The sequence below is a fragment of the Rufibacter soli genome (assembly GCF_054781795.1).
The window spans coordinates 531720-550827 of the sequence record NZ_BAAGTS010000002.1 but is presented as its reverse complement, the minus strand read 5'-3'; the positions used below and the strand labels follow the sequence as shown (position 1 = coordinate 550827).

Annotated in this window: 16 protein-coding genes; 5 read left to right on the top strand and 11 right to left on the bottom strand. The window is 51.4% G+C overall.

Going from position 1 to position 19108, the window contains the following annotated elements:
* Positions 1-127 precede the first annotated feature (127 nt).
* The 8 genes from ACYVJQ_RS04315 to ACYVJQ_RS04280 form a co-directional block, all read right to left on the bottom strand.
* Positions 128-3193, bottom strand: a complete 3066-nt coding sequence (locus tag ACYVJQ_RS04315; protein ID WP_460891830.1) for a sensor histidine kinase — start codon at positions 3191-3193, stop codon at positions 128-130.
* 432 nt (positions 3194-3625) lie between these two features.
* Positions 3626-4579, bottom strand: a complete 954-nt coding sequence (locus ACYVJQ_RS04310; RefSeq protein WP_460891829.1) for a ComEA family DNA-binding protein — start codon at positions 4577-4579, stop codon at positions 3626-3628.
* Between the two features lie 137 nt (positions 4580-4716).
* On the bottom strand, positions 4717-5616 hold the full coding sequence (locus ACYVJQ_RS04305) for an SDR family oxidoreductase (RefSeq protein WP_460891828.1): 900 nt from the start codon (positions 5614-5616) through the stop codon (positions 4717-4719).
* A 7-nt stretch (positions 5617-5623) separates the two neighbouring features.
* A complete protein-coding gene (locus ACYVJQ_RS04300; protein ID WP_460891827.1) occupies positions 5624-6244 on the bottom strand; it encodes a peptidylprolyl isomerase in 621 nt (206 codons plus the stop codon).
* Between the two features lie 75 nt (positions 6245-6319).
* On the bottom strand, positions 6320-7264 hold the full coding sequence (gene hemC, locus ACYVJQ_RS04295; RefSeq protein ID WP_460891826.1) for a hydroxymethylbilane synthase: 945 nt from the start codon (positions 7262-7264) through the stop codon (positions 6320-6322).
* 9 nt (positions 7265-7273) lie between these two features.
* Positions 7274-8398 (bottom strand): DNA polymerase III subunit, encoded by a 1125-nt coding sequence (locus ACYVJQ_RS04290; protein ID WP_460891825.1) that lies wholly within the window; start codon positions 8396-8398, stop codon positions 7274-7276.
* A gap of 152 nt (positions 8399-8550) precedes the next feature.
* On the bottom strand, positions 8551-9762 hold the full coding sequence (locus tag ACYVJQ_RS04285) for a GlmU family protein (protein WP_460891824.1): 1212 nt from the start codon (positions 9760-9762) through the stop codon (positions 8551-8553).
* Positions 9763-9831: 69 nt separating this feature from the next.
* Entirely contained in the window at positions 9832-10074 is a 243-nt protein-coding gene (locus ACYVJQ_RS04280) for a type B 50S ribosomal protein L31 (RefSeq protein WP_460891823.1), read from the bottom strand.
* A 171-nt stretch (positions 10075-10245) separates the two neighbouring features.
* On the opposite strand from ACYVJQ_RS04280, the gene ACYVJQ_RS04275 reads away from it, so the two are divergent.
* Positions 10246-10755: a phosphoribosyltransferase family protein gene (locus tag ACYVJQ_RS04275; RefSeq protein ID WP_460891822.1), complete on the top strand. Its 510-nt coding sequence runs from the start codon at positions 10246-10248 to the stop codon at positions 10753-10755.
* Between the two features lie 76 nt (positions 10756-10831).
* On the opposite strand, the gene ACYVJQ_RS04270 is transcribed toward ACYVJQ_RS04275, so the two are convergent.
* Genes ACYVJQ_RS04270 through ACYVJQ_RS04260 form a run of 3 tightly spaced genes read right to left on the bottom strand, consistent with a single transcriptional unit; the run spans position 10832 to position 13539 of the window.
* Positions 10832-11938 carry an MlaD family protein gene (locus ACYVJQ_RS04270; RefSeq protein WP_460891821.1) on the bottom strand — a complete coding sequence of 369 codons (1107 nt, stop codon included), beginning with the start codon at positions 11936-11938 and terminating at the stop codon, positions 10832-10834.
* A complete protein-coding gene (locus ACYVJQ_RS04265) occupies positions 11939-12712 on the bottom strand; it encodes an ABC transporter ATP-binding protein (protein WP_460891820.1) in 774 nt (257 codons plus the stop codon).
* Between the two features lie 14 nt (positions 12713-12726).
* Positions 12727-13539, bottom strand: a complete 813-nt coding sequence (locus ACYVJQ_RS04260) for an MlaE family ABC transporter permease (protein WP_460891819.1) — start codon at positions 13537-13539, stop codon at positions 12727-12729.
* A gap of 426 nt (positions 13540-13965) precedes the next feature.
* Between ACYVJQ_RS04260 and ACYVJQ_RS04255 the strand changes: the two genes are divergently transcribed.
* The 4 genes from ACYVJQ_RS04255 to secDF all read left to right on the top strand — a co-directional run bounded on the left by ACYVJQ_RS04255 (position 13966) and on the right by secDF (position 18887).
* A complete protein-coding gene (locus ACYVJQ_RS04255) occupies positions 13966-14562 on the top strand; it encodes a non-canonical purine NTP diphosphatase (RefSeq protein WP_460891818.1) in 597 nt (198 codons plus the stop codon).
* Positions 14563-14638: 76 nt separating this feature from the next.
* Complete coding sequence (locus tag ACYVJQ_RS04250; protein ID WP_460891817.1) at positions 14639-15268, top strand: uridine kinase family protein; 630 nt, start codon at positions 14639-14641, stop codon at positions 15266-15268.
* A 104-nt stretch (positions 15269-15372) separates the two neighbouring features.
* Positions 15373-15732 (top strand): hypothetical protein, encoded by a 360-nt coding sequence (locus ACYVJQ_RS04245; protein ID WP_460891816.1) that lies wholly within the window; start codon positions 15373-15375, stop codon positions 15730-15732.
* A gap of 173 nt (positions 15733-15905) precedes the next feature.
* On the top strand, positions 15906-18887 hold the full coding sequence (secDF, locus tag ACYVJQ_RS04240; RefSeq protein ID WP_460891815.1) for a protein translocase subunit SecDF: 2982 nt from the start codon (positions 15906-15908) through the stop codon (positions 18885-18887).
* Positions 18888-19108 lie beyond the last annotated feature (221 nt).

Genomic DNA, 19108 nt, shown 5'->3' with positions numbered 1-19108 from the left:
CAGGAACAAAACCATTGCACGTTCCTGGCGTAGCCCTGAAAAACCATGAACCAAAAGGCGGCAGACCGGGCTACCAGAATATAACTTCTAGTAGCCCGGTCTGCCGCCTTATATGCCTCCAAATATGTTATCCTTTAGAACCGTCTGCCGTGTGGACCGGAATAGGAATAAACACCGTGATGGTGGTGCCGCGCTCTGGCTGGGTGTCTATTTCTACTGTTCCGTTCAGCAGTTTTACGCGGTCCTGGATAAATTTCAGGCCCATGCCCTTATCTGGCAGCTGCACGGGGTTAAAGCCTTTGCCGTTATCTTCCGCCTCCAGAATAAGGGTTCCCCGCTGTTCCCGCAGCAACAGGCTGGCCTCTGTAGCCTGGGCGTGTTTTACCATGTTGTTCGCCAGTTCCTGGGCAATACGGTACACGGCCAGTTCAAAGTGTTTCTCTAATGGGGTATGCAGGTTATAGGCCCAACAATTCAGCTTCAGTTGCTTGGTAGACAAGGTGGCGCAGATATCTTTGAAGGCCGCCTCCAGCCCCAGGTCAGACAAAGGGGTGGGCATGAGTTCATGTGACAAGGTCCTCACTTCCTGTATGGCCTGTACCAAAATCTGATCTGCCTTGCCCACGCACTCTTTTACCTGGCGGTCTTGCATAGCCGACCGGTCCAAAATAACCTGGTTCAGGTTGAGCTTTACAGCATACATGAGTTGGGCAATGCCGTTATGCAGGGCCTCGGCTATCCGGAGCCGTTCTGTCTCCTGGGTTTCCAGCACCGCCAACAGCAGTTCATTTTGCTGGCTTAGCTTTATCTTTTCGTTTTCACTTACCAGCCGTTCCATTTCCGTGATGTCCCAGTCCACCCCCAGGATCTTGGCTGGTTTTCCGTCACTGTCTTCCACCACTACCCCTTTCATCTTCAGGATCTTTACGCCTTGCGGATGTTTAATGTGTAGTGTCTCCTCAAAAGGCTGGTGGTGCACTCGTAAATTCTCTACAATGCGCTGGGCAATCTCCATGTCTTCCTGCACCACGTACTGCAGGTACAGCTCGGGGGGACCGGCGCTGCCCGGCTCTATCTGGAACAGGGTACACCTTCCCTCAGACCAGGTAATGGTGCCGGCCGCGATGTCATATTCCCAACTGCCCAACCCTGCCATCTCCTCAGACTGTTTGAGCAGGTGCAGGTGCTTCTTGATTTCGGCTTTAGCTTGCCATATCTGGCTCATGTCATAGCCAATGGCCAAAGCCGTGTCAACAGATCCATCTGGGGCCAGTTCTGGCACAAGATGGGTGACCAGTGAAATGGTTTTCCCTTGCATGGTAAACTCATAGGCACTGTCACGGGGCTGGCCCGTAGCAAAAACCTCTTTCAGGCAAGACAGGAAAGAAAGGATCGGCCCTGAAGGTGTCCCCATCTCATAGGCGCTCTTGCCCACTGCCGCTCCTGGCTCCAGGCCAAACTTATTCTCAAAGTTGGAGTTGGCGTACACACAGGTGCCATCTTTTTTCCAGCGCGAGATCAAGTCTGGCACGTTTTCCACCAACAGGTTAAGCTCCTCCTGTTTCATGGAAATAGCCTCCAGGGCCTCCACTTTCTCCGTAATGTCAAAGTACAGCACAATGAGGCCAGACTGGGCGGGCATGACATTGTAAAACAACCATTTTTGTTCTACCGGGCTATAGACTTCCCTAAGGGCTTGTTTCTTGGTCTGGTACACCTGTATAATCATCTGGTAGCAGCCATAGTCTTTCGCCTCCGGAAATACTTCCAGGTACTCTTTTCCCAGCACTTCCTCCGGCGCCTTGCCCCAGGTGGTGTAGGCCGTTTTATTGACGTACCGGAATCTTAGTTGCTCATCCAGTTCAAAGCAGACCTCATTGATGGTATCCAGGATAAGGTCTGTGCGTACCTGGTCCGTGATGTCATGCATGGCCCCCACAAATTTTACGGGCTGGCCGTTTTCATCAGAGATCACTTTCCCTTTGCCTTCTATGTAGCGCATCTGGCCGTCTGGCCAATAAATACGCCGCACGTATTGGTAAGCCCCTCTGGCCGCCAGCACCTGCTCCAACTGCTGCCTGATCCTGGCCGCGTCTTCGGGGTGGGACATGGAGTCTATGACATCCAGGGTAATCGCCACTGACTGGGGCTCTAACCCCAACAGGCGATACATCTCATCTGAGCAACTGAAGGCCTGGGTGGCCACATCTGCCTCATAACTGCCGGTGTGGCCCACGGCTTCAGCCTGCAGTAGCACGGCAGCACTGGCCTCCAGTTTATCCTGGGCCAGCTTTTGCTCCGTGATGTCCTGCATGGTGCCGAAGATCCTTACTTCCCGTCCTTCCACGTCCAGCACGCTTTCACTGCGGGTATGCACAATCCGGGTTTGGCCGTCTTCCCTGATGATCCTATGAATAAAGTCAAGGCCGCCTTTCTCCTGGTAAAACCCATGCACGGCTTCTTTGTAGCGGCTGCGGTCATCTGGGTGGATGTAGGAAGAAAACCCTTCAAAGATGATGGGCTCCTCATGCGGCTCCATCCCGTATATCCTGAATAATTCATCTGAGCAGAACACCACTCCCTCTGGGAACACCACCTCAAAGCTCCCCAAGTGGCCAGAGGCCTCTGCCTGCTTCAGGCGGCGTTGCTCTTCCCTTAATTTCTGCTGTACGGTTTGGGCCTGGCCCAGGGCGGCCTGGATGGCTTCGCGTTCCAGGGTGAGGCCTTCTATCAGGCGCTGTTTCTGCACTTGGGCAGTTACGTCTGTTATCTTATGGAGGATATGGAGGATTACCCCGTTTTCCTGCACCAGGGGGGTATGGAGCACCCGCCAATACTTCACATTAGAGGCACCATCCTCTTGCGGGTGGCTAGGCTGCTCTATGCGCTGCAGGCTCATTTCATGGGGCAGACCGGTGGCCAGAACCTGGGTTAAAGACTCTTCCAGGGCCTCTGCAAAGCTAAGCTCCTGCTCCTGAGAACTCCGCGGAAAAACATCCAGAATAGAGTGGCCAATCAGGGCTTCCCGGGTATAACCCGTGGTCTCCAGATAGGCGTTGGAAGCCCCTTTAATCTGTAGTTCGGGGGACAAGACCAGGTACGCGTCTGGCAAGGCTTCCAGTATACCAGAAAAAATTGCTGGTTCAGACAGCTTAACCTCTGTCAGCTTCTGGCGCTGAAGCTTTTTTTGCAAAGCTTTCAGGTTTGACTCAGCCTTTTTTTGAGATACAACTCCAGCACCAACGGTTTTCATGGCCATGGCGGTAGTATTAAGTTTTAAGAAAGTACTTTCATTAAACCTCTTGGGGGGAGAGTATTACTAACTGGGGAGCAGGAATTTATACGTATTTTTTTTCGCCTCTATCTGGCAAGCATAAACTAAGTTATATGATATATTCTATTTGTACAATAAAACTTAAAAATGGATAAAAATTACCTACAACTAGGTACGGAACTTCCTGTAAATCCAGTAATTGTACTTCTAAAAGGACCTAATATAGCAGGATGAAAGGGGCCCTTACCTGAAAGCCCGTGAGCGCACACAAAGGCCAGGTACGATTTATTACCTGACTCTATTGGCCTTCGCTTATTCTAGCAAAGTATTCCAGAAGCCTTGACCAACCTTTTACTGTACTGTGAGATATGGCTGCATTTTCTGAAAGGCGGGTTCTGGCAGCACCTTAATCTTCCTGAGTTCCTGCAGAGTAGCGTAAGGGCCGTGCTGCGTGCGGTAGTTGACAATGGCGCGGGCCAGGGCGTAGCCTATGTAAGGGTGCTGCCGAAGTTCCTCAAAGGTGGTCGTGTTCAGGTTGATTTTGCGGGGCTGAAAGGCTGAGCCTATAAAGCCGTACTTTCTTACGCTGTCTGCCACCTCGGGCGCCAGCCCATATACTTCAGAAAGTTGCTCCTCTGAATGGAAACCGCCCATCTTATCCCGGAAACTGACAATACGCCCCGACAATTTGCTGCCAATGCCTCTTATTTGCTGTAACTGGGTGGTGTCTGCGGTGTTCAGGTCAAAGGGCTCTGGTGCCCAGCGTTTGCGCGGAAATTCCGTTTTAAGCCCGTTTTTCTCAAAAGAGCCCCTAAACGCAGGGCCATCAGATTTACTGTTGGCGTACCCTGGGCTTTCCTCGGGCAGGTCAATATACGGGTACCACTTTTGAAAAAGGGAATCTGGCAGCCCGTAGATCTTCTGTAGCTGCGCCTTGCTTTTAAAATCGCCGGCCTTGGCACGGTAATTCAGGATTCGCTGCGCCACATATTTGTTCACACCCAGTTCCTGCCATTGCGCTACCGTTAATTGGTTGGGGTTGAACCGGTACAGCTTGATTTCTTTGGGACGGTATTTCTCAGTTCGGGCTGCCGCCGCCGCCGCTGCCTTGGTGTCTAGTTGTACTACCAGGCTATCCAAAATCTGTTGATCTGTGGTGGGGTCATACGGCTCATCTTCCTGGAACAGGAAAAAGGGTGCCACCAGTAGCGCCACCATCAAAAAGATTAGGACCAGAAACTGGTTCAGTTCTCGCTGAGAGAAGGAGAAATACGTCTTGATGGCCTGGAGGAACCGGTTCAGCATAGACGTACTCTACGGAATATCAGGCGTTTGGTGTCAGGCAGGCTCAGAAAGCCTGGTTACAAAAGGTAAAACCCGTTTTGGGCCTGTTTTTAGAAAAACAGGCCCAAAACGGATTTTGACTAAAGTTTACCTACTCCCTAGATCTGGCTTGCCACTATGGCAATGCTTTCTTTAAAAGTATGCGGTTTATAACCCAACTGGGTTTTGGCCTTGGTGATGTCAAACCCGGTGCGCGGCGGGCGTTTGGCGGGCTGCGAGAAAATGGAGCCGTCTACTTCCTCAATCAGGCTTTGGTCCAGATTGAAATAGTCTGCTACCTGCAGGGCCATCTGGTGCGGGGTGAGCAGTTCCTCGCCAGAGATGTTGAAGATGCCTTGGGCGTCATGTTTAGCGGCCAACCAGCAACCCTGGGCCAGGTCCTCGGCCAAGGTAGGCGTACGCAGCTGATCATTCACCACTTTAATTTGTTTGCCCTGCTCCAGGCTACCTTTCACCCACAGCACAATGTTGGAACGACCGTAGTCATGCACAATGCCAAAGACCAGAACCGTACGCAGGATAGCCCACTTACAGGCGGCGTTCTTCACCAGTTCCTCGGCGGCCAGTTTGCTTTCGCCGTAAAAATTGACCGGGCTGCCTTCAGCTTCCTCAGTATACGGGCCGTTTTCACCGTCAAAAATAAAGTCAGTGGAGACGTGGATGAGGTGCACACCGTGGTGCTCACAGGCCTTTATAAGGTTCTCCACGGCGTCTACGTTTTGTGCCCAGCACTCTTCGCGCTGGCTTTCGCAGTCATCAACGTTGGTCATGGCCGCGGTATGGATGATGTGCGTAGGCTGCGTATTGGCCACTACTTCCTCTACCTGTTCAGCATTGGTCACGTCCATGGCCACAAAGGCCACGTGCGGGTAGATATCTGCCAGTTTGTTGGTACCCCGGGAAGAGGCGATCAGCTTAATGTCTGGCTCCAGGTGGAGCAAGTCTACCAATTTCTGGCCCAGCAGGCCGTTGGAACCGGTGATGAGAATGGTTTTCATGGGCAGGTTATTGGTAGCGGTAGCCGTAAAGTTTGGTGATTTTCTTCTTGCTCATTTTTTTGGCGGCCACCGTCATTTTAATGTCTGTGGTGGGACGGTCCCGGTAGTCTTTGGGTTGTTCGGCAATCTTGTTGATGACCGCTAAACCGTCAATCACCTGCCCGTACACGGTGTAGTTCTTATCCAGGAACGAGACTCCCTCCTGGTTTTCCACCAGGTAAAACTGCGAGCCGCTGCTGGCTTTCTGGGGGTTCATGTTGTCACCCATGCGAGCGGCGGCCAGGGCCCCGTACACGTGCGAATGGTTAGGAAGGATCTCAGCGGGAATGGTATAGTCTGGGCTGCCGGCGCCGTCATTGGAAGGGTCAGAATCCTTGGTGTTCGGGTCGCCGCCCTGGATCATGAACCCGTCAATGATCCGGTGGAAGGTGGTTCCGTCATAGTATTTCTGCTTGGTGAGCTTTAGGAAATTCTCGCGGTGCTTGGGTGTGTCTTCAAACAACACCAGGCGCATATCGCCCTGGGGCGTGGAGATGGTGACCAGGTAGTCTTTCTTGCTTTTCTTCTGGCCGAAGCCTACCGATTGGCACAACGCTACCAGCATAAACAGGAACAGGTATTTTTTCATTTTTCAATTTGGGGCTGTTTTGCCAAAAACGGGCTTAAAACAGAGTTCTCTTTATAAATTATTTTTGGGTGGCTGTTAGGCTTTCTCCTTCCGGATGGATTCCAGAATACGGTCTCCTCCGCGGCTCAGCACTACATTAGCAAGTTGCTCCCCCAAAGATTCTGCCTCTGTGGCTGGAGCGGCGAGATTTTCAATAATCAGCTCTTGGCCGTCTAAACTGATGATGCCCGCCTGCAGTTTCACCTGCTCTCCCTCAAGGGTAGCCAGCGCGAAGGACGGAATGCTGCAGCCGCCTTCCATGGTACGCAGGTAGGAGCGCTCGGCTGCCAGGCAAATATGGGTAGGCTTATGGTCCAGGGCCAATTTAAGGTCTAGCTTTCGTTCCAGCGGCAGACTCTTGGCGCACTCAATGGCCACGCTGCCCTGCCCGGCTGCCGGAATAAACTCGTCCAGAGAAAGGTGCTGGGCAATCATGTGGTCATACTGCATGCGGGCCACGCCGGCGTAGGCCAACAGAATGGCATCATACTGGCCATCTTTCAGCTTCTGGATACGGGTCTGGAGGTTTCCGCGGCACTCAGCAGTAATTACGTTGGGGTAAAACCGCTTAAGGATGGACCGCCGCCGGGTAGAAGAAGTCCCAATCACCTGCTGCCCTTCGCCCAGTTTAAACAGCGGGTTAAAGGAAATAACCACATCGTGCACTTTCTCCCGCTCCATAAAAGCCAGCAGTTCCAGATCGTCGGGGATGGTGGATTGCACGTCTTTGGCACTGTGTACGGCAATGTCAATGCTACCGTCGCGTAGGCTTTCCTCCAGCTCCTCGGTGAAAACACCTTTGGCGCCAATCTTGTCCAGTGACTTGTCCAGCACCAGGTCGCCTTTGGTGGTGATGGTGATGATCTCTACCTCCAGGCCGGCGGCGCGCAGGGCGTCTGCCACGTGGTGGGCCTGCCACAAGGCCAAACGGCTACCGCGGGTGCCAATGCGTACGGGGGAGGTGGTTGAAGTTGCTTCCATAGAACAAAGTTAAGAAACCGGCCGAATGAGCTGGGCAATCTGGATAGAGGTATTTAAAAACGTGATTTTGGGGTGTGCGTTCCGCTCAATGTGGTAGTGCGCCTCATTTAATTCATGGGTAAGCTGGGCGCCATTCCCCTGGTGAATGAGCTTGGCGAACTTCTGAACAAAGTCCAGTTCCGGAACGGGCAGAAAAGTAATCAACTGTTGGTCCACGCCATAGAGCAGCACCTTGCGCAGCAGCCCCAAGGCAAACTGCAGGAAATTTTTCTGGTTCTCGCGGCCCAACTTCTGGAAATCCTCGCTCTGCTCCAGCACACCGTCAAACTTATGGTTGTAGCACAGGCGCATCCAGCTCAGGAAAAAGGTAAAATAGTCTGAGGTCATTTCCTGGCTCAGGACCCGGGCCGCCTGCAGGTTGCCCTCGGCCAATTGCGCCACCTGGTAGGCCCGCTCTTTTTCTATGCCCTGCTGCTCCGTTAAATACTGGATCACTTCCTGGTCTGTGAAGGAGCGTACTTTCACCAGTTGGGTACGGGATAGAATAGTGGGCAGGATCTTGTCTGAGGCATTGCTCACCAGCAGAAACACGGTGGCGGCCGGCGGCTCTTCCAGCAGCTTTAAAAGCGCGTTGGCGGCAGTGGCATGCAGCAGCTCGGGAAGCCAGATGATGATGACTTTGTATTTGGACTCAAAGGCTTTGAGCGAGGTAAGCCTGATCAACTCGCGGCTTTCCTCTTTGGCGATGTTACCCTGCTTGTTATCCGCGCCAATGAACTGCATCCAGCTGTTGAGGTTCTGGAAGGGGCTTTCGTCCAGGAACGTGCGCCACTGCTTTACAAAATGCTTGCTCAGGGCCTCGCTCTGGTCTTTGGTCTTGGTCACCGGCATCACAAAGTTGAGGTCTGGGTGAATGCGCTTGCTGATCTTGGTGCAGCTAGGGCACACGCCGCAGGAGTCCTGGGGCTGCGGGTCTTCACAGTTCAGGTATTGCGCATAGGCCAGGGCCAGGGCCAGGTTGGCGCCGCCCTCATTGCCCAGGAATAATTGCGCATGGGCCACGTGCTGCGACTGCACAGAGTTCAACAGCAGTTGCTTGGTATCCTGGTGGCCGTAAATCTGAGAAAAGAACACTAACGGAGGTAAATTTAAGATTCAGGGCGGCGGAAAGGCCCGGCCGCTATGCTTCTGTAAAGATAACATGGGTCAGGCGTTTTTGCCCTGTTTTCTGAAAAATAGAGCAAAAACGCCTGACCCATTAAAATCTTCCTGGTAATGCTACTAGGCTATTCCGTTTCCCAGGTGCGGGAAGAACGGGTGCTATCAAAAATGTTATGATACAGTTTTCGCTCCTCCACGGTCACTTCCATACCCCGACGGCCCAACACCTTTTCTGCCACCTCAAAGAATTTAGGCAACTGAAACGTGTCTGATTCGGTTACCCCGCCCCAGGTAAAGGAAGGGATAAAGTTACGCGGGTAGCCGGCGCCAAACACGTTGGCCCCCACCCCCACCACAGTGCCGGTATTGAACATGGTGTTAATGCCGCACTTGGCGTGGTCTGCCATGATGAGCCCGCAGAACTGCAGGCCCGTGTCTTCAAATTTATCCTGGGCAATGCTCCAGAGCTTTACGTTGGCGTAGTTGTTCTTGAGGTTAGAAGTATTGGAGTCTGCCCCCAGGTTACACCACTCCCCTATCACTGAGTTGCCCATGAATCCGTCGTGCGCCTTGTTGGAATACCCAAAGAACACACAGTTACTGATCTCGCCGCCCACTTTGCAGTAGGGGCCAATAGTCACGTCACCACGCATCTTGCCACCCATATTGATCACACTTTCCTCCAGGATAGCAAATGGGCCCCTGATCACGGTTCCTTCCTGCACCTGGGTGTTACGGCCAATATAGATAGGGCCGTTCTCCGCGTTCAGGATAGCCGCTTTGAAAATAGCCCCCTCCTCAATGAAGATATCCTCTTTGCGGTACGTCACCGTGTGCGGGTCATAGATAGGCTGGCTGATCCGGCCTTGGGTAACCAGCTTGAAATCTGCCCGTATCTGCGGGCCGTTCTGCCGGAAGATGTCCCAGAGATGGCGCACCACCGTTACCTCCGGCACACCTACCTGGCTGCTATTAGAGGCGCTATGCTGGTAGAGTTCTGTCACCGTCCTGAATTCCAGGGAGTCGGCGTTGAGGGCCACCAGCATACCATCTAGGTACAGAGTAGCGCCTACCGGCAATTGCCGTATCTGCTCCAGCAGCGCTTCTGTGGGGCATACCGCCCCATTGATGTAGACGTTGTTTTCCTGGCTTACCAGTTGCCCAAACTTGGCCTGCAGGTATTCCTCCGTAAGGTAAGACACCAACTCTTTAGACAGGAACCGCCATTTTTCGGCAATGGTCATAATGCCAATCCTGATCTCCGCCACGGGGCGCGTATAGGTGAGCGGTAGCAGGTTGGCCCGTAGGGTGGGGTCGTCAAAGAGGACAATGTTCATAGGATGTGAATAAAAAAAGTCTCCCTGAAAAATCAGGAAGACTCTTATACGGATAACCGCAAATTTCGCTTATTTCTTGTAACGCTGCTTGAACTTGTCAATACGTCCTGCAGTATCTACAAACAGGTTTTTACCGGTGTAGAAAGGGTGCGAAGCAGAAGAAACCTCTACCTTGATTACTGGGTAGGTTTTGCCGTCTTCCATGGTGATGGTCTCGTTAGAGTTCATGGTAGAACGGGTCACGAATTTAAAATCGCTGGAAGTATCTTGGAAAACTACTTCTCTGTATTCAGGATGGATGTCCTTTTTCATTATTCTATATTTTTAACTTCGGATTTCTGGAATAGGACTGCAAAATTAGCACATCTCCTTTAGAATTAAAACCCCTGCTCTTAAAATTTTTCAAAAAACCTATTATAACACCGCCTACCCCAGTGGTTTGGCGATATTTTCGGTAATTTGGCCCACCAACAGCACGTACCCATGGTCTTGACGAAAGAGAACCTTATCCTTACCCACCAGCAGATCCTGCAGAAAATCAAGCGCATGGCGTTTGAAATCTATGAGCAGAACTTTGAGGAAACCCAGCTGGTATTGGCCGGCATTCACGAGAACGGCTATTTTCTGGCCCAGGCGCTGGCGCAGGAGCTAAGGGAGATCTCCCCCATTCAGATTCAGTTAACGTCTGTGCGACTGCATAAAACAGAGCCCCTCACCCACCCCATTGAGGTGGAACCGGAACTGCCCGGGCTTTCCCAAACGGCGGTAGTGCTGGTAGATGATGTGCTGAACACCGGTAAGACCCTGGCCTACACGCTTAAGGCGTTTCTGGAGAAAGACTGCAAGAAACTGGAGATTGCCACGCTCATTAACCGTCACCACACGGCTTACCCTATTGCCGCTACCTATACGGGTTATTCCCTGGCCACTACGCTGCGCGAACACATTAGGGTAGTTAAAACAGACAGCACCTGGCAAGCGCATTTGCTTTAACCCTCTTAACCCATTCTATAAAAGAATCGGCCCGGCAGTATGCACTGCCGGGCCGATTCTTTTAGCACTCCTGGATTTATTTGTTCTTTAAGGTATCCCGTAGTTGGGTTGAGTCTTTGGGCGCGGTGACCGGGGCCAGCGTCTTGGTTTTCTTATCCTGGTTTAGCTCCAGTTTATTCAAGCGTTCCAGGCGCTGTTGCTCGCGCTCTTTCTGCTTGGCCTCCCGTTTGGCCCTTCTCCTGAAAAAGCCGTTCAATAGAATACTGTGCTGCAGACTTTCCATATTGGCGTCCAGTTTATCAGTACTGGCCTCCAGGTTCTGCATGGTCAGCTGCATGTCTAAGGCGAATTTCTCATCATTGAGCAGAACCCCCAGCGCATTGTTGTTGCTATTAAGCTTGTCTGAGGTGCTGTTGAGCTTGCTGGTGAGGTCTGCGGTGGCCGCCATCACGGCCTCTAACTGCGTGGCCGTTGCCTGAATTTTTTTAAAGGTGGCCGTGTCTGTGAGCATGTCATCTACCAGGCCACCCTGGGTGTTTAGCTTGGAGGAGAACTGGGCCAGAGACTGTGATACCCGCATGGTGGTGGCAGAGGTGCGCTGCAGGTTGGCCAGAATGGCATTGAAGTTCTGGGCCAGGGTTTCATCTGTAAGCAGTTTTCCTGCCAGGCCCTCCCCTTTGGCCAGGTTGGCGCTCAGGCCTTTGAAACTGGTGGTAATGGCCAGCAGGTTCTTGTTGTTTTCCTGCAGGGTCTGCATCATGTCTTCGGTGCTGAGCTGGGTCTCTGTGGCAATGCGGTCACCGGTTTGTACCACCGGTGCCTCTGGGGATCCTCCGTACAGCACAATGGTCTTGTTCCCGATCAAACTCTCAGAGCCAATCTTGGCTTTCACGTCTTTATGGATGTATTTCTGAGACTCCTCGGTAATGTCCATGGTGATGGCCACGTTGGAAGGCCCGTTGAAGGCGATGTTTTTCACTACCCCCACCCGTACCCCGGAGAAAATCACGTGGTTCCCGGTTTTAAGTCCGGTTACGTCATCAAACACCGCCGATACCTGAATGGTCTTGGTGAAGCGCTTCTGCTGCCCTCCCAGCACGAAAATACCGGCTACCAGGATTACCAATGCCAGCAGCACAAAGACTCCTACTATAACGGCACGCTTATTATCTGTTGCACTCATTTAGTCTATAAAATTGTAATCATGAAATAATCTTACCCGTTCCTCCTCCGTGGCAAATACCTCTTCAAAGGTGCCTTGCCGCTGGAACTGCCCGTCCAGGAGCATAACCACGCGGTCACCCACCATCTTGGCGCAGGTGAGGTCATGGGTAATAATAATGGAAGAGGTGTGGAACCGGGCCTGCACCTCATTAATCAGGTTGTTGATATCAATACAGGTTATGGGGTCAAGACCGGCAGTGGGCTCATCATACAGCATGATTTCGGGCTGCAGAATGAGCGTGCGGGCAATACCAATGCGTTTACGCTGCCCGCCTGAAAGCTCTGAGGGCATCTGGTTGATGGTCTGCGAAAGCCCCACGGCGTCCAGCACTATCTCCACCATTTTGTTTACCTCTCCCCGGGTCATATCCCGCCGGTTGCGCACCAAAGGGAACTCCAGGTTCTGCCTGATGGTCATACTGTCATACAGGGCACTGTTCTGGAAGGAAAACCCAATCTTGAGGCGCAACTGGTCCAGCTCCCGCCCTTTCAAGGTGTTCACCTCCTGCCCCAGCACGTTCACGGTACCGGCATCCTGGGTGAGCAACCCTGAGATAATCTTGATCAAGACTGACTTCCCGGTCCCGGATTTCCCCAGAACCACCAGGTTTTCGCCTTTGTACAGGTCCAGGTCCACCCCTCTGAGCACGTGCAGGTCACCAAAGGACTTCACCAGGCCCCTGATGGAGATAACCTTGGCGTCTCTGTCTATCACTGCTTTTTCCTTCTTCATAGCTTCATGTACCGTTAACGGAGCGCCGTGATGATCTGCAATGACAACAGCTCCTCAATAAATACCAGAAACATAGCCGTCACCACAGATGAGTTGGCAGCCTTGCCCACCCCTTCGGTTCCTTTAGAGGAGTGATAGCCTTTATAGCACCCCACTACCCCAATGGTAAACCCAAAAAAAGCAGATTTGATCACCGATGAAAAAATATCCAGAAAGGTAATGGCATCAAACACCTGCGTGAAGTAAGTGACAAAACTGGTGCCTTCATTGGCGTTCACGTTCAGAAACGCGCCTAGCAGGGCCACCAACATGGTGTACATCATTAATGAAGGAATCATAAGTGTAGTGGCCAGCACCCGGCTTACCACCAGAAACTTGAACGGATTGGTAGCCGATACTTCCATGGCCTCAATCTGCTCCGTCACTTTCATGGACCCCAGCTCCGCGCCAATCATAGACCCAATACGGCCTGCGCCTATCAAGGCGGTTACCAAAGGAGCCAAGGCCCGCACAATAGCCAATGATACCAGAGACGGCAGCCAAGAGGTAGCCCCAAACTCGGCCAGCGAGGGCCTTGACTGGTTCATGAATACAATGCCAATGATAAAACCCGTCAAAGAAATAAGGGGCAAGGACTTTACGCCTATCTCAAAACATTGGCGCACAATCTCCCGGCCCTCATAGGGTGGCAGGAAAACCTCCTTGAAAAAGCGGCCTATAAACGACGCGATATTGGCCAGCTCCACGAAAAAACGGTTCGCCTTTCTGGAGAGAGCCTGTCCGCGGGGCCGTCTTACCGGCTTTTCGTCATCATTATAAAACTTCATCTATCCTCTTTATATATCCCCTGGTGACCTACCTTAAAAGGAAGAACCCAGTGCAAGGCCCTGCCCAGATGGTGTGGCAGGCATTTTTTCACCGGCCCTCTGGTATTTCTGTTTTGGGCCTGTTTTTCAAAAAACAGGCTCAAAACGCAGCCAGGCCCGTTAGCATTTCCAGCAGGAAACAACCGGCAGAAAACACGGCGGCAAAATTACATCAAAAAGCCTGACCACCTATTAAAAACAAAGCAGAGTTCAAACAAGTACCCAGGAAAGCCAAATTACCCCAGTCTGGCCCCAGGCCTAGCTTGAAAATTGTTTGGCTTTTGCCTCTTCGGTGGCCTTTCACCGTAAAACAGGACAGTGCTTCACTTTTGAACTACCGGCCCCAGGTAGTATCATTGCCAGTCATTTTTACCAAGCCCATACGCTATGAAAATATGTTTCGCCTCTAACAATGCCCATAAACTACAGGAAATCCAGCAATTGCTGGGAGAACCGTTTGAACTCATCAGCCTGGAAGAACTGGGTTGCCAGGAGGAACTGAAAGAAGAACAAGACACTCTGGAAGGCAATGCCCTGCAGAAGGCCTCTTACGTCTGGGAAAAATATCAGGTCCTTTGCTTTGCGGATGACACCGGCCTGGAGGTAGAAGCCCTTGGCAATGAGCCAGGGGTGTATTCTGCCCGCTACGCCGGCCCCGCCCGCGACAACCAGGCTAATATGCAGAGAGTTTTAGACAACCTACAAGGCCAGGCCAGCCGGAAGGCGCGGTTTAGAACCTGCATTGCCCTTATCTTAGAGGAAGGCGAACAGCATCTTTTCAATGGCGTGGTGGAAGGACACATCATACAAGAACCGCGCGGCGACAAAGGCTTTGGCTATGACCCCATTTTTGTGCCGGAAGGCCATGACCGCACCTTTGCCCAAATGACGGGCCAGGAGAAAAACGAGATAAGCCACCGGGGCCGGGCAGTTCAGCAACTGGTTTCCTTCCTGCAGCACCGGTACGTGCAAACCGGCACCTGATGAAAAATCTTTTTGGCGGCATTAGGCAGCCTGCCGACAAAAGGTTAATTTTGCATCCCGTAAACCATACGTATTTATGCATCAAAAGCCATTTATTGTAGGAATTACGGGAGGGAGCGCTTCTGGGAAAACCACTTTCCTGAGCAGACTACTGGCTTCGTATGCACCTGAGGACATTTGCCTGGTGTCACAGGACAATTATTACCATGACCGGGACAAGCAGCACCGTGACGAGAAGGGCGTTCATAATTTTGACCTGCCTTCCTCTATTGACAGTGAGGCCTACGCCCATGACATTCTTCGGCTAAGCCAGGGAGAGACCGTTTACCGCAAAGAATACACTTTCAACAACCCCAATGTAATTCCGCGCCAGCTGGAGTTCAAACCGGCGCCTATTGTGGTGGTAGAGGGCATTTTCGTGTTCTATTTTGAGGCCGTGGCCAAACTCCTGGACCTGAAAGTGTACATTGACGCCAAAGAATACATCAAGCTGCAGCGTCGCATTATCCGGGACAAGGTGGAGCGCGGCTATGACCTGGACGATGTGCTGTACCGCTATATCAACCACGTGGCCCCTACCTATGAAAAATACATTAAGCCGTTTAAGTATGACGCTGATGTGATCATCCCCAACAACCAGAACTTTGACACCGGGTTAGAGGTACTGGTTACCTATCTTAACTCCAAGGTCCACACCAAGGTCTAGAAATAAACTTTCCCCGTTAGGGCACTTCTTAAAAGCCTCTGCTGTTCCACTCCCAGCAGAGGCTTTTGTTTTATTTCAAGAATCTTCTACCTTTGCTTACAGACATGAAACCAGGGCACTACATACAACGTAATTGGCGGCTGCTTTGCACCAGCATTGCTTTGCTGTTGGCGCTGACGGTGAACCACCGGGCCCTGCCTGCCTATGCCCATGCCGCTCCTTCTGAGAAAGCCGCGGTAAAGCACCTGGGTCATGACAAAGACGGTACGGTCGTAAAGCAGAAAGTCTCTTTTGAGGCCATCAACTCTGCGGCAGACGTGCAGCTGGCCGAACCGGCGGCGTTTTTGCCCCTTACCTTTGACATTCCTGCTCCGCAGACCGTTAAAATCCCTTTAGGCGTACCTTACTGGACCTTTTCCCTTCAGCAGCAGGCTACCCAACCTATTTCCCCCAACGCTCCCTAGCGTTTCTTTCCGGTGTAACCGGCCCGCCCAGCACCTTGGCCTGGGCCCTCTCTCTTGATTTTCATGGGCATTACCTCCTCTGCCAGACGGTTATTGGTCTGCGGTAAGGACGCGTAGCCTTTTGCTTGCCTTTCAATTCTTCATTTCAAACTTTATCTATTTTTAATTCACCAATGCGTAACAAAGGATTTATTCTGTTCCTGACGGTGATTGTATCGGCGCTATGCCTGTACTATCTATCGTTCTCTCTGGTTTCCAGAGGCGTTGAGAAAGACGCCGCCCAGTATGCCACTGATGCCAGTGGCAACGTAGACCACTACAAAAAACAAAGCTACCTGGACTCTGTCTGGAAAGCGCCCGTTTTCAACTTCCTTGGTGCTGAGTACACCTACCAGCAGGTAAAGGAAAGCGAGTTAGGCCTTGGTCTTGACTTGAAAGGTGGTATGCACGTAACGCTGGAGATTTCTCCGGTAGAGATCATCAGAGCCATGGCAGGCAACCGCAAAGACCCTGCGTTTGAGCAAGCCATTGCCAGAGCGCAGAAATTGCAGGTAAACAGCCAGGAGAACTTTGTAGACCTGTTCTACCGCTCTTTCAGAGAGTTGCAGCCTAACACCAAGCTGGCTACTATCTTCGCCAACAGCACCACCCGTAACCTGAGCTATAACTCTTCAGACAAAGAAGTGTTAGCCGAGATCAACCGCGAGGTGAATGATGCTGTGGCCCGTTCTTTCAACATCCTGCGTACCCGTATTGATAAATTTGGGGTAAACCAACCTAACATCCAGCACCTGAAAGGTACTAACCGCATTCAGATTGAATTGCCGGGTGTAGACAACCCTGAGCGCGTTCGTAAATTATTGCAAGGAACTGCCAACCTGGAGTTCTGGGAAGTATGGAACATAGAGGAATATGGCCCTTATTTCACCCAGATGAATGACTACCTGGTTAAGCAGGAAGCCGCCAACAAGTTGAAAGGTACTACTTCTGCTTCTCTGGCCTCAGCCGCTGACACCTCTGCCAATGCCTTGACTTCTGCCGCCGGTAAAGATACCTCTGCCCTGGCTGCCCAGTTAAGCAAGCCAGACAGCGCCGGTGCCAAGAAAGACTCTATCAACCCTAACCAAAGCTCACTGCTGGCCCGTCTTTTCACTACCCTGCCCGGTGGTTTAGGTACCAACGTGCGTGACACGGCCAAAGTGAACGCGCTGTTCAACACTCCTGAGATCAAAGCCATCTTCCCGCAGAACCTTAAGTTCCTTTGGGGCGTGAAGCCAATTGTCTCTAACGACGGTTCTGAGTTCTTGGAACTGTATGCCATTAAAAGAGGCCGTGACGGCAAAGCCCCATTAACCGGTGAGTACATTTCTGATGCCCGCCAGGATTATGACCAACAAGGTCGCCCTGAGATCACCATGGGCATGAACGCCGCCGGTTCTAAGAAATGGCAGCGTTTGACCGGCGACAACATTGGTCGTCAGGTAGCCATTGTATTGGATAACTATGTATACTCTGCCCCAACCGTACAAAGCGAGATCAGCGGTGGAAACTCTTCTATCTCTGGTTCTTTCTCTATTGAAGAAGCCCAGGATTTAGCTAACATCCTGAAAGCCGGTAAAATGCCAGCTCCTACCCGTATTGTGGAAGAAGCCATTGTAGGTCCGTCTTTGGGTCAGGAAGCCATCAACCAGGGGGTGCTTTCCTCTTTGGCCGGTATGGTGCTGGTGGTAGTATTCATGTTTGCCTACTATAGCAAAGGCGGCCTGATTGCCAACATTGCCCTGTTCTTCAACATCTTCTTCATTATTGGCGTGCTGGCCCAGTTTGGCACGGCCCTTACCTTGCCTGGTATTGCTGGTATGATCTTGACCATGGGTATGTCTGTGGATGCGAACGTACTGATCTTTGAGCGGATCAAGGAAGAAATGGCGCTTGGCTTAAGCGTGAAGGAAGCGATCAAGAAAGGCTATGACAAAGCGTTCAGCGCTATTTTTGACTCCAACGTGACTACCTTATTGGCCGGTATCATCCTGTACTTCTTCGGTTCTGGCCCGGTAAAAGGTTTTGCCGTTACTTTGATGATTGGTATTGCCACCTCTTTCTTCACAGCCGTGTACATTTCACGTTTGCTGATTGAGTGGATGACCTCTGGCAAGAATGCCAACAGCCTGTCTCTGGAGACTGGTATGTCAAGAAACTGGTTTAAGAACATCAATTTTGACATTCTGGGTAACCGTAAGAAAGCCTATATCTTCTCAATAGCGTTTATCGTGTTTGGTATTGTAGCTATTTTCCTGAAAGGCGGCTTGCCATTGGGCGTAGACTTTAGAGGAGGCCGTTCTTACGTGGTTGACTTTAAAAATGCCGTACCAGCCTCTGACGTACGCTCTGCCCTGGATGATGAGTTCCAAGGCGCCGGTACGGAGGTGAAAACCTACGGTGCTTCTAACCGACTTAAAATCACCACCAGTTACCTGGCCCAGGAAGAGTCTACTACCGCTGATGAAAACGTGAAAGCCGCGTTGGTACAAGGCTTGAAGCAATACCAGGGAGAGAATCCTACTATTGTAAGCTCCTCTAAAGTTGGGGCTACCATGGCAGACGACATCCAGAAGACAGCCGTTCTGGCGGTGTTATTGGCCTTTGCCGGTATCTTCATCTATCTTGCCTTCCGGTTCAGCCGCTGGCAGTACAGCTTGGGCGGGGTAGTAGCCTTGATCCACGACGTGTTGGTAGTATTCTCTGCCTTCACCATTGCTAACCTGTTTGGGTTCTCTTTTGAGATGGACCAGGTGTTCATTGCCTCCATCCTGACTATCATTGGTTACTCCATCAATGACACCGTGGTAGTGTTTGACCGTATCAGGGAATACACGCAGGAGAACCCACGTGTGAAGTTCCGTGATATTGTGAACCCCGCTTTGAACAGTACCTTTGGGCGTACCATTATCACTAACTTAACCGTGTTGCTGGTAGTGATCGTGCTCTTTGTGTTTGGTGGTGAGACCCTGAGAGGCTTCTCCTTTGCCATGTTGGTTGGTTCCTTGACAGGTACCTACTCTACCCTGTTTATTGCCGCGCCAATTGTAGTAGATACTACTAAAATTGACAGAGAGAAACTGGTAGCAGTAAAGCCAGTGGTGGTTTCTAAATAACTAGAAATCATACTCCATAAAAAAAGCCAGACTCAGGTCTGGCTTTTTTTATGGAGTAGAAGATCCAAAGGCTTGGGGTGACCTTGCCTTTTAAAGTGGCTTGCGTTTTGAGCCTGTTTTTCTAAAAACAGGCTCAAAACGCAAGCCACTTCTTTTTTAATACCTGACTTTAAGGATGGGCGTTATTCCTGAAAGGTAGAGAAAAGTAAAAGTCCCGTTCT

Bases quoted from the DNA above. Each gene is read 5' to 3' on its own strand.
- ACYVJQ_RS04310 (WP_460891829.1), bottom strand. From the start codon at position 4,579: ATGCTGAACCGGTTCCTCCAGGCCATCAAGACGTATTTCTCCTTCTCT.
- ACYVJQ_RS04305 (WP_460891828.1), bottom strand. From the start codon at position 5,616: ATGAAAACCATTCTCATCACCGGTTCCAACGGCCTGCTGGGCCAGAAA.
- ACYVJQ_RS04300 (WP_460891827.1), bottom strand. From the start codon at position 6,244: ATGAAAAAATACCTGTTCCTGTTTATGCTGGTAGCGTTGTGCCAATCG.
- hemC (WP_460891826.1), bottom strand. From the start codon at position 7,264: ATGGAAGCAACTTCAACCACCTCCCCCGTACGCATTGGCACCCGCGGT.
- ACYVJQ_RS04285 (WP_460891824.1), bottom strand. From the start codon at position 9,762: ATGAACATTGTCCTCTTTGACGACCCCACCCTACGGGCCAACCTGCTA.
- ACYVJQ_RS04280 (WP_460891823.1), bottom strand. From the start codon at position 10,074: ATGAAAAAGGACATCCATCCTGAATACAGAGAAGTAGTTTTCCAAGAT.
- ACYVJQ_RS04275 (WP_460891822.1), top strand. From the start codon at position 10,246: ATGGTCTTGACGAAAGAGAACCTTATCCTTACCCACCAGCAGATCCTG.
- ACYVJQ_RS04270 (WP_460891821.1), bottom strand. From the start codon at position 11,938: ATGAGTGCAACAGATAATAAGCGTGCCGTTATAGTAGGAGTCTTTGTG.
- ACYVJQ_RS04265 (WP_460891820.1), bottom strand. From the start codon at position 12,712: ATGAAGAAGGAAAAAGCAGTGATAGACAGAGACGCCAAGGTTATCTCC.
- ACYVJQ_RS04260 (WP_460891819.1), bottom strand. From the start codon at position 13,539: ATGAAGTTTTATAATGATGACGAAAAGCCGGTAAGACGGCCCCGCGGA.
- ACYVJQ_RS04255 (WP_460891818.1), top strand. From the start codon at position 13,966: ATGAAAATATGTTTCGCCTCTAACAATGCCCATAAACTACAGGAAATC.
- ACYVJQ_RS04250 (WP_460891817.1), top strand. From the start codon at position 14,639: ATGCATCAAAAGCCATTTATTGTAGGAATTACGGGAGGGAGCGCTTCT.
- ACYVJQ_RS04245 (WP_460891816.1), top strand. From the start codon at position 15,373: ATGAAACCAGGGCACTACATACAACGTAATTGGCGGCTGCTTTGCACC.
- secDF (WP_460891815.1), top strand. From the start codon at position 15,906: ATGCGTAACAAAGGATTTATTCTGTTCCTGACGGTGATTGTATCGGCG.